This is a genomic window from Mesorhizobium sp. CA4 (assembly GCF_020165075.1).
Lineage (GTDB): Bacteria > Pseudomonadota > Alphaproteobacteria > Rhizobiales > Rhizobiaceae > Mesorhizobium.
This window is the reverse complement of record NZ_JAIUHK010000040.1, coordinates 18,163-31,708: the sequence shown is the minus strand read 5'-3', so window position 1 is coordinate 31,708 and position 13,546 is coordinate 18,163. Positions and strand designations below refer to the sequence as shown.

Below are 13,546 nucleotides of genomic sequence, written 5' to 3'. Positions count from 1 at the left end.
GTCGCGGTGAAGATATCCCGGCATCGGAAACCAAAAAACGCGTCCTCGGGCGATGCCTGAGGACGTGGCAACGGAGCCCGTCATGACGACCAGTGAACATTCCCAACCGATGCGGCTTCGCATGGTGGCCGCGGATAGCTGGCGCTTCGGCCTGATCGCGCTGATTGCGTTCCTGACGCTCGTCGACCTGTTCGCCACCCAAGCCATTCTGCCTTCGCTGGTGGTGAAATTCGGCGTCAGCCGCGCCACCATGGGCTTCGCCGTCAATGCCAGCACCTTCGGTATGGCGGTGGCTGGTATCGCCGTCGCGCTTTTCGGGCGCGGTATTGATCGCCGCAACGGCATCTGGATCAGCCTGGCCATCCTGGCGATCCCGACGACGCTGCTGTCGCAGACAGACAATATTGTGGTCTTCGCACTGCTGCGCGTGGTGCAAGGCCTTTGCATGTCGACTGCGTTCACGCTCACCATGGCCTACCTGGCGGAGCATTTTTCGGCGCGGCAGACGACGAGCGCGCTTGCGGCCTATGTGACGGGGAATGTTGCCAGTAACTTTTTCGGCCGGTTGATGTCGGCGGCGGTGGCCGATGCGTTCGGCATCTCCACCAACTTCCTGACCTTCGCTGCGCTTAATCTGCTCGGCGCCGCTCTTGTCTGGTTCACGCTGCAAAAGACCTCGGCAATGATGCGCGCCGACCTGGACGGCCAGCCTTCCCGCGCCGCCTGGGAAGCCCCGTTGCGGAACATTGAGCTGCGGGCCTGCTTCGCGATCGGTTTTTTGATCCTATTCGTCTTTATCGGCACGTTCACCTATGTAAATTTTCAGCTCGTCGCGGTGCCGCTTTCGCTCACGCCGATGGCCTTGGGCGCCGTCTATTTCGTCTTCCTGCCATCGATGCTGACGACCCCGCTTGCTGGCCGAATCGCAGCGAGCCTTGGCCCCAGGGGAGGGATCGGAGCGACGCTTGCGCTGGCGATCGTCGGCTTGCTTCTGCTCCTCGCACCCAGTCTTCCGATCGTCCTCGCCGGGATGGCGCTGGTTGCCATAGGTACCTTCCTGGCTCAGGCGATAGCCACGGGACATGTCAGCCGGACCGCGTCGCGCGATCGCGCCGCTGCGAGCGGTATCTATCTCGCGTCCTACTACGCGGGCGGACTCGCCGGCAGCTTCCTTGTCGGGCAGATCTACGACCGTGTCGGCTGGACCGCATGTGTGATCGTGCTGGCCGCGGTTCTCGCCAGCGCGATTGCGATCGCGCGCGCGTTGCAAAGCCGAAGGCCTGAGACCTGAAATCGAAACTTAGCTATCCAACCAAGGAGACCGACATGACCAACCATATCAAAGCTCTGTTTGCAGGCGCCGCCATGCTGATGGCTACTGCCCTCCCGGGCGTCGCTTCGGACGGCGTCGTCACCGTAAGGAGCGACTATTCCGTCGCCGAAACCGTCGCTCGCATCAAGAAGGACGTGCTCAAGAAAGGCATCAAGTTCTTTGGCGTCATCGACCAGGCACAGCTTGGCAAGAATGCCGGCAACGACGTCAGGCCGTCACGGCTCGTCATGTTCGGCAATCCGGCGCTCGGCACGACCTTCATCACGTCCAATCCCGAGGCCGGGCTCGACTGGCCTGTGCGCGTGCTGGTCTATCAGACCGCGGACGGTTCGGTTTACGCCGCCTACAGTGATTTCGACTGGATCGCCAGGCGGCATGGAATCACGGATCGTCCCGCGCAGTTCAAGATGGCGACCGAAGTCATCCAGTCTGTGACCTCAACCGTCAAGAAGAACTGACGGACGGGGAGGTAGCCGGATATCCAGGGGCATGAAACGCATGCTGCCTGTCCCGGCAAACCTACTCGGCGGCGGACAGCGCCTTCACCCGCTCGCCGAACCATTTCTTCTGTGTGGCCTCTCGCACCAATGCGCCGACCGCGGGCGAATGCCTGCGGCCGCGCACCGTGACGAGATTGACCTCGCGCCAGAATTCCGGCTCCGTGATCGGCAGAGGCACCACGCCAGGATGCTTGACGGTATGCTCGGGCATGAAGCCGAAGCCAAGGCCGGCAGCGATCATCGCCAATGTCCAGTCGTCACGATCACTCCAGTAGACCGGACTGACCGTCACGCCTTGCTCGGCAAGGATGGCATCGGCGTAGCCGGCGAACTCGCAATTGTTGCGGTGGATGTAGCTTTCGTTGCTCATATCCTTCACCCGCACCACGCGCTGGTTGGCAAGGCGATGGGTCAGGTGAACAGCCATCACCATCTGCTCCTGGAACAGCGGCAGGGAGTGTACTTCTTCGTCGGGAGCGTCTGAAGGCAACGCGTAGATGGCAGCCTCAAGCTCGCCCTCGAGCAGCCTTTTCCTGAGGCTCACCGCGTCCGCATCGCAAAGATGCAACTCGACGCCTGGGTGGTGCGCGCGCACAGCCGCGATGAGCTCGATGATCTCGTCCGGAGCGATCGTGCTCATGATGCCGACCTTGAGGGGCATCTTCTTCAGGGTCACATATTGCTCGGCAATCTGCTTTGCCTGGCGTGAGTTCTCGAAGACGCCCTCGAGATAGGTCTCCACCATGCGGCCGAGCTCGGTAAGGTGAGTGAAGCGGCGCTCACGGTGGAAAAGCGGTCCGCCGAATTCATCTTCCAGGAGTTTGATCGCGCGCGACAGCGCGGGCTGCGTGACATTGCACTGCTCGGCTGCCCTGGTGAAATTCAGCTCCTTGGCAACGGCCAAGAAATATCGGACCTGGCTGATCTCCACTGCACGCTTCCCCTTGGGCGCGCGCATGGCGCACGACCCGCGTTGCCAGGCAATCTTACTAGCTGCCCTCGCGTCAAACAACCCGATCGCTCGATCGACATGCGGGGCTTGAGGCCAACGGTCTGACCGTCGGCTATCGAATCCATGTCTCAACGGCATTTCCGCAGCTTGCGGAGGTTCGTCATATTTGTCGTCACATCCAGAGCCGGCACGCACCCTGTTGCGTGTGGGGCTCAATCAGAAGGACAAGACGATGCTCAATGGCAAGACAGCGCTCATCACCGGTTCGACCAGCGGCATCGGGCAAGGGATTGCCGAAGCCTTCGCGGCCAAGGGCTGCAACATCGTTCTGAACGGCTTCGGCGACGCAGCCGAGATCGAACGCCTGCGGACAAAGCTCGCGGCCGATCATCGGGTCGCCGTTCGATACGACGATGCTGACATGAGCAAGGGCGACGCGATCACGGCGATGATGGACAAGGCCATCGCCGAGTTCGGCGCCGTCGACATACTGGTCAACAACGCCGGCATTCAGCATGTCGCGCCGATCGATGACTTCCCGATCGAGAAATGGGAAGCGGTCGTGGCCATCGATCTGATGTCCTCGTTCTATACGATCCGGCGCGCCTTGCAGGCGATGAAGGCGCGCAAATGGGGTCGCATCATCAACGTGGCCTCGGCGCACGCGCTCGTCGCCTCTCCCTATAAGTCCGCCTATGTCGCGGCCAAGCACGGTCTCGCCGGCCTGACCAAGGCCGTCGCGCTGGAGGCTGCCGAACAGGGCATCACAGTCAACGCCGTTTGCCCCGGCTACGTGCTCACGCCGCTCGTCGAGAAGCAGATACCCGACACGGCCAAAGCGCGCGGGATCACCGAGCAGCAGGTCATCAAGGATGTTCTGCTGGCTGCGCAGCCGACCAAGCACTTCGTCACGGTCGAGCAGGTTGCCGCGCTCTGCCTTTTCCTGGCTTCGGACGACGCGGCCTCGATCACCGGCGCCGTCATGCCGATCGAAGGCGGTTGGACCGCTCACTAGACCCGCACAAGGAGCGAAGGTGATGAACAAGATCACGCAAAACCTATCCGCCCCGGAAGCAGGACCGGCGATCGGCCATCAGGGCGAAGTCAAGCGTCAGACCGTCCTTGTCCTTCAAGGTGGCGGCGCGCTCGGCGCCTATCAGGCCGGCGTGTACCAGGCGCTGGTCGAAGGCAATATCGAACCGGATTGGGTCATAGGCACCTCCATCGGCGCCATCAACGCCGCGCTAATTGCCGGAAACGAGCCCGGCGATCGTCTGCCCAGGCTTCAGGAATTCTGGGATGGTGTGAGCCGGAGCAGCCCATTTGACGAGTTTTTCCGCATGATGGTTCCGAGCAACATCTTTGCCAATATGGGCACGGTGATGCGCGGCATCCCAGGATTTTTCGAACCGAACCCGAGCGCCATGTTTGGAGTGAACCGCGAGGTCGGTGTCGAGAACGCATCCTATTACACCACAGATCCGCTCAAAAGGACGCTGAACAATCTGGTCGACTTCGACTACCTCAATGGCCGCCACACACGGCTGACGGTCGGCGCGGTCAACGTCAACACCAGCGAGCTCAAATATTTCGACACGCGCGAGATGATCTTGTCGGCGGCGCACATCATGGCATCGGGCGCCTTGCCGCCAGCGTTTCCGGCGGTCTGCATCGACGGCGAGCCGTATTGGGACGGCGGCATCTATTCGAACACGCCCATCGAGGTCGTGCTGGATGAGCGACCCAGGCGAGACGCGCTGATCTTCGCGGTCAACATGTGGCAGCCCCGCGCCACCGAGCCGAAATCGATCTGGCAGGTCATGGGGCGGCAGAAGGACCTTCAATACGCCAGCCGCGGCCGGAGCCACGTTGCGCGGCAGGAGCAACTGCATCGATTGCGGCATGTCGTGCGCGAAATGGGAAGGCTCGTGCCGGAGGAGCGCCGCGAGGATCCGATGTTCAAGGAACTCGCCTCCTATGGCTGCCCGTCGGTGATGCACCTCGTGCGCCTGCTTTCGCCGCGTCTGGACGGCGAGGACCACACTAAGGACATCGACTTCACCCGCTCGGGCATCCGCACGCGCTGGCAGGCAGGATACGAGCATGGGCAGCGCGTCCTCGCCGACAAGCCCTGGGAATGCGAGGTCGACATGCTGCAAGGCATCGTCATCCATGAATCCCAAGAGTGATGCGCCGCGCCGAGGAAGATAGGGAGACCACCGATGCAGATCGTCACCCCCGGCATGCGGTTGATCCCGGAAGCCGTGCTCGCCAACAATGCTGCGCTGTTCCGCACGATCCCGGAGACTCCCTCGCATGCGGACAAGTCACTGCATCGCGTGGTCATTGTGGGCGGCGGCGCGGGCGGCTTGGAGCTGGCGACGCGCCTTGGCCGCAAGTTCGGCAGCCGGCGGCTTTCCGTCACGCTTGTCGACCGGAGCCGCATCCATATCTGGAAGCCGCTTCTGCATGAGGTAGCGTCCGGCGCCTTGAGCGCCTCGCACGACGCGGTTGAGTACATCGCCCATGCCAGCCGCCACGGCTACCGATACCGCATTGGCGAGGTCGTCGGCATCGATCGTGCCAAGCGCCAGGTCTTCGTCGCGCCCAGCTTCGACGATGACGGCCGCCAGGTCATCCCGCCACGTGTCCTGGGCTACGACACGCTGGTCATGGCCGTCGGCAGTGTCAGCAATGATTTCGGCACGCCGGGCGCCGCTCACCATGCCATTTCGCTCGACACCGCGGAGCAGGCCGCCCGATTCAACAAGCGGATGATCGGCGCATGCCTGCGCGCCAACGCGCAATATGAGCCGCTTTCGCCTGGTCAGCTTCATTGCGTCATCGTCGGCGCTGGCGCCACCGGCGTCGAACTGGCGGCGGAACTGCACAAGTCGATGCGGGAAATTGCGTCGCACAATCTCGACAACATCGATTTCGAACGGCTGATCCGCATCACTATCGTCGAAGCAGGGCCGCGGATTCTGCCTGCCCTGCCCGAGCAGATGGCGCGCGCCACGGCACGCTTGCTGATAAAGTTGGGCGTGCAGATACGCTGCGGGATCAAGGTCACTGAGGTGACCGAAGACGGCATCCGGCTGGGCGAAAAGCTCTTTGTCCCTGCCGAATTGGTCGTCTGGGCGGCCGGAATCAAGGCGCCGGAATTCCTGAAGGGCCTCGATGGTCTCGAAACCGACCGTATCAACCGCCTGATCGTCAATGAAACCTTGCGGACGGTCGCAGACGAGAATGTGTTCGCGATTGGCGACTGCGCGAACTGCATGCTGCCGGGCGAGGAAAGCGCCTTGCCGCCCCGAGCCCAGACGGCCCATCAGCAGGCAGACCACATGGCCAAGGTGATTGCAGCACGTCTCGCAGGGCGGGCCCCGCCGGCGTATCGCTACCGCGACTATGGTTCCCTCGTCTCACTTGCCGACTACGGTGCGTTCGGCAGCCTGATCGGCGGACTGAAGATCGAAGGTCTCGTTGCGAGGCTCGTCTATCGCTCGCTGCACAAGATGCATCTCAGGGCGGTTCACGGCTTCGCGAAGACAACGCTTGCTTCGATCGGCGAGATGATCGTCAGGCGCGTCAAACCGCGGATCAAGCTTCACTGAGCGCGGCGGAGGCGATGCGATGGAAAAGTATGACGTCGTGATCCTGGGCGGCGGTAATGCCGGAATGGGCGCCACGGTCGCGACGCGCGCCGCCGGACTCTCCGTCGCCATGATCGAGGCTCGCGATCTCGGTGGAACCTGTCCCAATCGCGGCTGCACGCCGAAGAAGGTGCTGGTTGCGGCGGCCCACGCGATCGACGAGATCGGAAGAGTCGGCACCCATGCAATCAAGATCGATCCGCCGAGGCTCGATTGGCGAGCCTTGATCGAGCGGGAAAAGGACATCATCCGGGACATTCCATCCCGACTGTCCGGACTGATGGCAAAGCGCGGCGTCGATGTCATCCACGGCGAGGCCGCCTTTGTCGCCAGCAACGCCATTCGCGTCGGCACCCGAGAGATCGAGGCCAGAAACATCGTCATCGCCACCGGCTCGAAGCCGCGCCCGCTGTCGATCCCAGGTTCGGAATTTCTGACCATATCCGACGATGTTCTGAGCGATCCTGTGTTGCCTCGCGCTGTCGTGTTCATTGGCGGCGGCATTATCGCTTTCGAACTAGGCCACGTCTATGCACGCGCCGGCGTCGAAGTCACCATCCTCGAGGCGCTGCCGCAACTCCTCGGAGGCTTCGACGAGGATGCCGTCGCCCAAATCCGTGCCGAGAGCGAGCGCCTGGGTATCAGCATCCATACCAAGGCCTGGGTCAAGAAGATCGAGGAGGTCGACGGGCGACTGCGGGTGAGCTTCGCGAAGGATGGCGCCGAATACCGGGTGGACGCAGATCGGGCCGTCAATTGCGCCGGGCGCGTTGCCAATGTCGAGGGCCTCGATCTCGGCGCCGGCGTCATCGTGCATCGCGAAGGCCGCATCGAGATCGACGATCATCTGAGTTCCCGTTCCAATCCGGACGTCTATGTCTGCGGCGATGCAGTGTGGAATTCTCCGCAGCTTTCGCCGATAGCGACCTACGAGGGCGGCATCGTCGGCCGCAACATCGTCGACGGCCCGAAACACCGGCCCGACTACAGTCACATACCCGCCTCTCTCTACAGCATTCCGGTAGTGGCAACCGTCGGTTTGACCGAGGCCAAGGCGAGGGAACACGGCTTCATCATCAACGTCCACTCGAACGACATGCAAGGCTGGCTTTCGGCCAGGACTTATGCCGAGCCGGTCGCATGGTCGAAGATCATCGTCGAGGAAACGACAGACAGGATCCTTGGGGCTCACCTGGTCGGCCATGCCGGCGAAGAGCTGATCCACATATTTGCGCTCGCGATGAAGCACGGCATCACGGCACGAGAGCTGTCTGAAATGGTCTGCGCTTTCCCGACCTTCACGGCGGATATCAAGAACATGATGTAACGCCTCGCCTCGGGCCAGCGAAGTCGGACACAGACCTGGCATGTGTCGATGCAGGTGGGGCATCAAATCCATGCAGGAAAAGCATGGCAACTGCCGAGGGGTTACGGTGGTAGGCTGTGTGCGACGTATGAAAGTGCAGACATGGCCGCCGACCAGGCAATGACATTCGAGCAGTCCGTCCAGGCAGCCATCGAACTTGATGCGCCTCTCAATGAACGGCTGGCGGTGGTTGCCGCGGCGGTCCGCCGCCTAAACTCGGAGTTCGCGGACGCTGTAGATCGACTGGTCGAACGCCTGGAGAAACAGGGTGCCGGAGCGGCGGCGCCAAAATCCGGCGATGTCATGCCGCCATTCCTGCTGCCTGACGACGATGGCAGGCTTGTCAGCCTCGCGGAAATCCTGGCCAAGGGGCCAGCCGTCATCACCTTTCAGCGCGGTCACTGGTGCCCTTATTGCCGCTTGAACGCCATCGGGATTGTCGAGGTGCAGCGCGAGATCGCGGAATTGGGCGGACAAGTGATTGCCATCATGCCGGAGCGGCGCAGGTTCGCCAAGGCGATGAAGGCTTCGGTCGGAGCACAGTTCCCGTTCCTGATCGACATGGACAACGGGTATGCGTTGTCGCTCAACCTCGCGATCTGGGTCGGCGCCGAAATGGAGCGGCTTATGGGCCTGGGGCTCGACATCCCCAACTATCAGGGCAACTCCAGCTGGTTTGTGCCCATTCCAGCCACCTTCGTTGTCCGAACTGACGGAATCATCACGGATCGCTTCGTCGATCCAGACTACCGCCGTCGCATGGACATCGACGACCTGATCGCGGCGCTCAGGCGGGCTCGCTGACGCCGAAGGATGTCCAGTCGGCCGCCCGTAGCAGATTAAGCAAAGTCGTCGCGACAGGCGAGCGCTGCCGGCCCGCAACCGCATAGACCGAAACGACCCGCGAGACGTCCAGATCGCGAAGCTTAAGCCGGCGTGTGGTCGAGGATCGCGGTGCGGTAAGCGTGACAAAGCCCACTCCGGCATTGGCCTCCAGCAGCGCAAGGAGATCCTGGTCGGTCTCGACTTCATGCGCAGTCCTGGGCGTATATCCCTTGGCGGAAAGACAACGCGCGAGTTCCTCGCTCGTCTCCCAATCAATCCGACTGAGCACGGGTTCAGCGGCGAGCTGCGCCAGCGCGACATCAGCCTTGTTTCGCCGGGCGAGCGGGTGATCCGAATTTACCGCGAGTTCGATCCCTTCCTGGAACAGCGGCCACACGTTCAGGCGATCCCAGGCCTGTCCGAGCGGACCGGCGATCGCCAACTCCACTTCGCCGCCTTTCAGCGCCTCTATCACAGCTGCCGGCGAGCCGCGGTGGATCTTGAGATGCACACCGGGATAGGCCCGAAAGAGTTCGGTGAATGGTGAAACCAACAGCGCAATATTGATGCTGTTGGAAATGGTGACGTTGAGCGGCGCAACGTCACTGCTTTGCACCGCCTTGGCTAGTGACTTGGCGGAAGTGGCTGCATCATAGCACTGTTGCAGCAACGGCAGCATGCGGCGCCCGAGTTCCGTGAGGTGCGAGTGCTGACGCTCGCGCCTGAGGAGCTCTCCACCTAGTTCCTCTTCAAGCGTCTTGATTGCACGCGTAAGAGCCGGCTGAGTGACGTTGCATTCCTCGGCCGCTCTCGTGAAATTCAACGTGTTAGACAGGGCCAAGAAATAGCGGACCTGCTGCATCTCCATGAAGTCTCGCCCCTCAGCGAAATGGTCGATTAGCGATTAAGCATGTTTGCAGACTACCGCAATGGTGAGGGCTCGGCAAAGCACATGCAGCTTAAGTGTTCGCTTTCGCCATTCCGGCCCTGAAAACCGCCGGTCAGCATTCGGCCCCACTCACGACATTCGCCATGCTGTTACTAAGCGTCTGCAATTGGGCAGCCGCGACGCACATCGGAGTTATATGGCGCCCTTCGCCGGGGGCTGTCCCGCATCCCGCCTTACGGTGGTGAGGTAGGCCAAGGGCTCTTGAAGCGGGCGCTCGGCAAAGGCCTTCAGGCTTTCGTCCAGCCGCTTGTTGATGGCCGAGATCGACGAGGCGGAGAAGGCATGCCCGCACAGCTCTTCCGTGATCGCCTTGACCTGCGGAATGGGATCAGCTCAGCATTTTAAGGCATGGACTGAGGATTGCGTGCAGCCCTTCATGCCCCAGGTATGGCGCGACCTGAGCTCAGATGTCGGGTTATTGCGCGCCCTGGCGGCACTATTGTTCGAAAGGCTCTCCCAGCGAAGCCACGCCGTTGAGCTTGAGCAGACGCCGGTTGGAAGAAATGACGCCCAGCACGATGATTGTCACAAGATAAGGCAGGCTCGATAGAAGTTGCGAGGAAACGTCGACCCCAGTTGTCTGGGCCGCGAGGCTTGCGAGGGACACGGCGCCGAAGAGGCAAGCACCAAGGAAGATACGGCTGGTAAGCCAAGTACCGAAGACGACGAGCGCGATCGCTATCCAGCCGCGCCCGGCGATCATGCCATCGGCCCAGAGCGGCGTGTAGACCACGGCCGCGTAGGCACCGGCGAAACCCGCCAGCGCGCCGCCGAAAGCGACCGCGGCGAAGCGCACGGCGATTACCGGATAGCCGAGCGCACGGGCCGCCTTGGGATTCTCGCCGACGGCGCGGATGACGAGGCCGGTCTTGGTGTAGGCGAACATCGCCCAAATGGCGACGGTCGCAGCAAGCGAAAGCCACACGACAATGTCTTGGGTGAACAAGCCGCCGATGACCGGGATATCTGAAAGCCAGGGCAATGAGAGCTTCGGAAGCCCTTTGACCGTGAGGCTCTCAAAGCTCTTGCCGAACAGCGCCGACAGGCCCTGGCCGAGGATCCCTATGGCGAGGCCCGTCGCAACCTGGTTCGCGCGGAATCCCAGCGCCACGACGGCAAAGACAAGGGAAAGAGCGGCGCTGGCGAGACCAGCGGCGAGGAAACCCAGGAGATGCCCGCCGCCTTGATAGACGATGATGAAGGCGATGACTGCGCCGAGGGCCATCAGGCCCTCCACACCGAGATTGAGGACCCCGGCGCGCTCGGCCACCAGTTCGCCGAGCGCCGCCAGAAGGAACGGCGTAGCCGCCGCCACCATCCCGGCGAGGACGAATTCCACGGCGTTCATGGCGTGCTTCCGTGGGCGGCATGGCGCCATTCGAGCCGATAGCGGACGAAGGCGATGGCGACAAGATAAGCAAGCAGCAGGCTGCCCTGGAAGACCCTGACCGCAGCGACCGGCAGATTTGCCGAGACCATGGCGTTATCGCCACCGATATAGAGGGCCGCCATGAGCAACGCGGAAAAGACGATGCCGACCGGGTGAAGGCCACCGAGATAGGCGACGATGATGGCGGCATAGCCGTAGCCGGTCGAGATGGAGCGCTGCAACTGTCCGAGCGGCCCGGCCACCTCGGCCGCTCCGGCGAGGCCTGCCGCGAAGCCACCGACGAGGAGCGAAAGCCAGATCGCGCGTCCTTCGTTGAAGCCGGCGTATCCGGCGGCGCGCGGCGCGAGGCCGCCGACCTGCAGCTTGTAACCCGCGAAACTCCTCTGCATGAACACCCAGGCGCCGAGGGAGAAGGCGCAGGCGACAAGCAGCGAGACGTTGACGCGGGTGCCGGGGATCAGGATCGGCACCATCGCGTCGTACTGGAACATCACCGATTGCGGGAAGTTGAAGCCGTTTGGGTCTTTCCAGGGGCCAAGAAGCAGGTAGTTGAGCAATTGCGCGGCAACGAGCGCCAGCATCAGCGATACGAGGATCTCGTTTGCGTTGAGCTTCACGCGCCAGAAGGCCGTGAGCGACGCCCACAGCGCGCCGCCCAGCGCGCCGATGACGAGCATGGAGGGCCAGATCCACTGGCCCGTTGCCTGCGGGAACCAGATGGGAATGGCCGATGCGAAGATCGCGCCGAGGATGAACTGGCCCTCGGCGCCGATGTTGAAGACCTTTGCGCGAAAGCCGATCGCAAGCCCCTGCGCGATCAGCAGGAGCGGCCCCGTCTTCAACAGGACTTCCGAGAACGAGGCCCAGGACAGGAAAGGCTCCAGAAGCATCGCGTGGAAAACGGCTACCGGATCGCGGCCCATCAGGATGTAGAGGCCGAGATTAAGCAGCGTCGCCAGGCCGAGCGCGACGGGCGGGGCGATCAGTTTGACGGGAAGCGAGGCATGCTCCCGGCGAACCAGAACCGGAAGGAACGGCCTGGAAAGAGCGCTCATGCCGGGACCTTGCTGGCCGTTGAATGCGCGCCGATCATGTAGCGGCCGATCTCCTCGGGTCTGGTGTCGCGCGTCACCAGCGGCGGGCTCAGCCGGCCCTGATGGATCACCTGGATCGAATCGCAAAGTTCGAACAGTTCCTCCAGCTCCTCCGAGATGACGAGGATGCCCATGCCTTCGTTGCGCAGGGCGACAAGGCGCCGGCGGATGGCGGAGGCCGCGCCGATGTCCACGCCCCAGGTGGGTTGCGCCACGAACAACAATTTCGGGGACAGCATGATCTCGCGGCCGACGATGAACTTTTGCAGATTGCCGCCTGAAAGCGCGCCGGCCTCCGCTTCGGAACCGGGCGTGCGCACGTCGTATTGCCGGATGCAGTTCTCGGTGAAAGCCTTCGCCCGGGCTGTGTCGACAAGGCCGCGTTTCAGCAGGCCGAACGGATGGGCGGTCAGAAGGCTGTTGAGGACGAGCGACATTTCCGGCACCGCGCCGCGGCCGAGCCGTTCCTCCGGAACGAAGGCGAAGCCCAGCCGACGGCGGGCAGCCGCATCGAGCGCGCCGACATCCTTTCCCATCATGCAGATGCAATCGGACTTTGCGCGCGGCAGCACCGTTTCGCCCGAGATCAGCGCCGCGAGTTCGCTCTGCCCGTTGCCCGATATGCCCGCTATGCCGAGGATCTCACCGGCACGCACCGTCAGGTTGACGTCGCAAAGCGGCACGGCGAAGGGATCGTGAGGCTGATGGTCCAGGCCGATGATTTCGAGGCGCTTTTCGCCGCCGGAATGCGCCAACGCCGGCATGGGCTGCGGCATGTCGCGGCCGATCATCATGCGGGCGAGGTCGTGCGCGTCATGGTCGCGCGGGTCCACATGGCCGGTGACGCGCCCGCCGCGCAGGATGGTCGCTCGGTCGCAGACCGCCCGGATCTCCTCCAGCTTGTGCGAGATGAACAGGATCGAAACGCCGCCGTCGCGCAGCCGCCGCAAAGTCTCGAACAGCTTGTCCACCGATTGCGGCGGCAGGACGGAGGTCGGTTCGTCGAGGATCAGGAGCTGGGGTTCGGTCATCAGGCAGCGAATGATCTCCACCCGCTGCCGTTCTCCTACCGAGAGCGCGTGCACATGGGCAAGCGGATCGACCTCGAGTCCGAAGTCGCGGCCGAGCGCGCGGATACGTTCCGCGAGATCCGATTTGCCCTTGGGCACGACCAGGCGAATGTTCTCCACCACCGTCAGTGTTTCGAACAAGGAGAAATGCTGGAAGACCATGCCGATCCCCTTGCGCCTCGCATCCGCGGGGGAAGCGAGGGCCAGGGGGGCTCCTTTCCAGGTCGCCATTCCGGCATCCGGCTGCTCGACGCCGTAGATCAGCTTCATCAGCGTCGACTTGCCCGCTCCGTTTTCCCCGAGGATCGCATGGATCGAGCGTGGAGCCACATCCAGATCGATGTCTCGATTGGCATGGATCTGGCCGTAGCTCTTGGAGATGCCGCGCAGCGACAGGAGCGGGACGGTCAC

General features: G+C 62.7%; 12 protein-coding genes and 1 pseudogene. 7 read left to right on the top strand and 6 right to left on the bottom strand.

Annotated elements, in window-relative coordinates; all coding sequences use genetic code 11:
• The first annotated feature begins 82 nt into the window (after positions 1-82).
• Entirely contained in the window at positions 83-1,291 is a 1,209-nt protein-coding gene (locus LB528_RS25690; RefSeq protein ID WP_224716748.1) for an MFS transporter, read from the top strand.
• Between the two features lie 35 nt (positions 1,292-1,326).
• Entirely contained in the window at positions 1,327-1,791 is a 465-nt protein-coding gene (locus LB528_RS25685; RefSeq protein WP_224716747.1) for a DUF302 domain-containing protein, read from the top strand.
• A gap of 61 nt (positions 1,792-1,852) precedes the next feature.
• On the opposite strand, the gene LB528_RS25680 is transcribed toward LB528_RS25685, so the two are convergent.
• Positions 1,853-2,764 (bottom strand): LysR family transcriptional regulator, encoded by a 912-nt coding sequence (locus LB528_RS25680; protein ID WP_224716746.1) that lies wholly within the window; start codon positions 2,762-2,764, stop codon positions 1,853-1,855.
• A 253-nt stretch (positions 2,765-3,017) separates the two neighbouring features.
• On the opposite strand from LB528_RS25680, the gene LB528_RS25675 reads away from it, so the two are divergent.
• The 5 genes from LB528_RS25675 (at position 3,018) to LB528_RS25655 (ending at position 8,611) form a co-directional block, all read left to right on the top strand.
• The gene (locus tag LB528_RS25675) at positions 3,018-3,800 is read left to right on the top strand and encodes a 3-hydroxybutyrate dehydrogenase (protein WP_224716745.1); all 783 of its coding nucleotides are present in this window, start codon (positions 3,018-3,020) and stop codon (positions 3,798-3,800) included.
• Between the two features lie 22 nt (positions 3,801-3,822).
• Positions 3,823-4,974 carry a patatin-like phospholipase family protein gene (locus tag LB528_RS25670; protein WP_224716744.1) on the top strand — a complete coding sequence of 384 codons (1,152 nt, stop codon included), beginning with the start codon at positions 3,823-3,825 and terminating at the stop codon, positions 4,972-4,974.
• Positions 4,975-5,007: 33 nt separating this feature from the next.
• A complete protein-coding gene (locus LB528_RS25665; protein ID WP_224716743.1) occupies positions 5,008-6,402 on the top strand; it encodes an NAD(P)/FAD-dependent oxidoreductase in 1,395 nt (464 codons plus the stop codon).
• 19 nt (positions 6,403-6,421) lie between these two features.
• A complete protein-coding gene (locus LB528_RS25660) occupies positions 6,422-7,768 on the top strand; it encodes a dihydrolipoyl dehydrogenase family protein (protein ID WP_224716742.1) in 1,347 nt (448 codons plus the stop codon).
• Positions 7,769-7,909: 141 nt separating this feature from the next.
• A complete protein-coding gene (locus LB528_RS25655) occupies positions 7,910-8,611 on the top strand; it encodes a peroxiredoxin-like family protein (protein WP_224716741.1) in 702 nt (233 codons plus the stop codon).
• Here LB528_RS25655 and LB528_RS25650 read toward each other — a convergent pair.
• From LB528_RS25650 to LB528_RS25630, 5 genes and pseudogenes are all read right to left on the bottom strand, one after another.
• The gene (locus tag LB528_RS25650; protein WP_224716740.1) at positions 8,595-9,500 is read right to left on the bottom strand and encodes a LysR family transcriptional regulator; all 906 of its coding nucleotides are present in this window, start codon (positions 9,498-9,500) and stop codon (positions 8,595-8,597) included. The two genes, LB528_RS25655 and LB528_RS25650, sit on opposite strands and share 17 nt — an antisense overlap.
• Positions 9,501-9,764: 264 nt before the next feature.
• Positions 9,765-9,899 (bottom strand): annotated as a pseudogene (locus tag LB528_RS25645) (transposase); the annotation flags it as partial.
• A 118-nt stretch (positions 9,900-10,017) separates the two neighbouring features.
• Positions 10,018-10,929 carry an ABC transporter permease gene (locus LB528_RS25640; RefSeq protein WP_224716739.1) on the bottom strand — a complete coding sequence of 304 codons (912 nt, stop codon included), beginning with the start codon at positions 10,927-10,929 and terminating at the stop codon, positions 10,018-10,020.
• Entirely contained in the window at positions 10,926-12,026 is a 1,101-nt protein-coding gene (locus tag LB528_RS25635) for an ABC transporter permease (protein WP_224716738.1), read from the bottom strand. Before LB528_RS25635 ends, LB528_RS25640 begins: the two co-directional genes overlap by 4 nt.
• Positions 12,023-13,546 carry an ABC transporter ATP-binding protein gene (locus LB528_RS25630; protein WP_224716762.1) on the bottom strand — a complete coding sequence of 508 codons (1,524 nt, stop codon included), beginning with the start codon at positions 13,544-13,546 and terminating at the stop codon, positions 12,023-12,025. The genes LB528_RS25635 and LB528_RS25630 overlap by 4 nt, the downstream gene beginning before the upstream one ends.

What these genes read in the sequence shown, in the direction of transcription:
- LB528_RS25690 (WP_224716748.1), top strand. Translation starts at nt 83, where the DNA reads ATGACGACCAGTGAACATTCCCAACCGATGCGGCTTCGCATGGTGGCC.
- LB528_RS25685 (WP_224716747.1), top strand. Translation starts at nt 1,327, where the DNA reads ATGACCAACCATATCAAAGCTCTGTTTGCAGGCGCCGCCATGCTGATG.
- LB528_RS25675 (WP_224716745.1), top strand. Translation starts at nt 3,018, where the DNA reads ATGCTCAATGGCAAGACAGCGCTCATCACCGGTTCGACCAGCGGCATC.
- LB528_RS25670 (WP_224716744.1), top strand. Translation starts at nt 3,823, where the DNA reads ATGAACAAGATCACGCAAAACCTATCCGCCCCGGAAGCAGGACCGGCG.
- LB528_RS25665 (WP_224716743.1), top strand. Translation starts at nt 5,008, where the DNA reads ATGCAGATCGTCACCCCCGGCATGCGGTTGATCCCGGAAGCCGTGCTC.
- LB528_RS25660 (WP_224716742.1), top strand. Translation starts at nt 6,422, where the DNA reads ATGGAAAAGTATGACGTCGTGATCCTGGGCGGCGGTAATGCCGGAATG.
- LB528_RS25655 (WP_224716741.1), top strand. Translation starts at nt 7,910, where the DNA reads ATGGCCGCCGACCAGGCAATGACATTCGAGCAGTCCGTCCAGGCAGCC.
- LB528_RS25650 (WP_224716740.1), bottom strand. Translation starts at nt 9,500, where the DNA reads ATGGAGATGCAGCAGGTCCGCTATTTCTTGGCCCTGTCTAACACGTTG.
- LB528_RS25640 (WP_224716739.1), bottom strand. Translation starts at nt 10,929, where the DNA reads ATGAACGCCGTGGAATTCGTCCTCGCCGGGATGGTGGCGGCGGCTACG.
- LB528_RS25635 (WP_224716738.1), bottom strand. Translation starts at nt 12,026, where the DNA reads ATGAGCGCTCTTTCCAGGCCGTTCCTTCCGGTTCTGGTTCGCCGGGAG.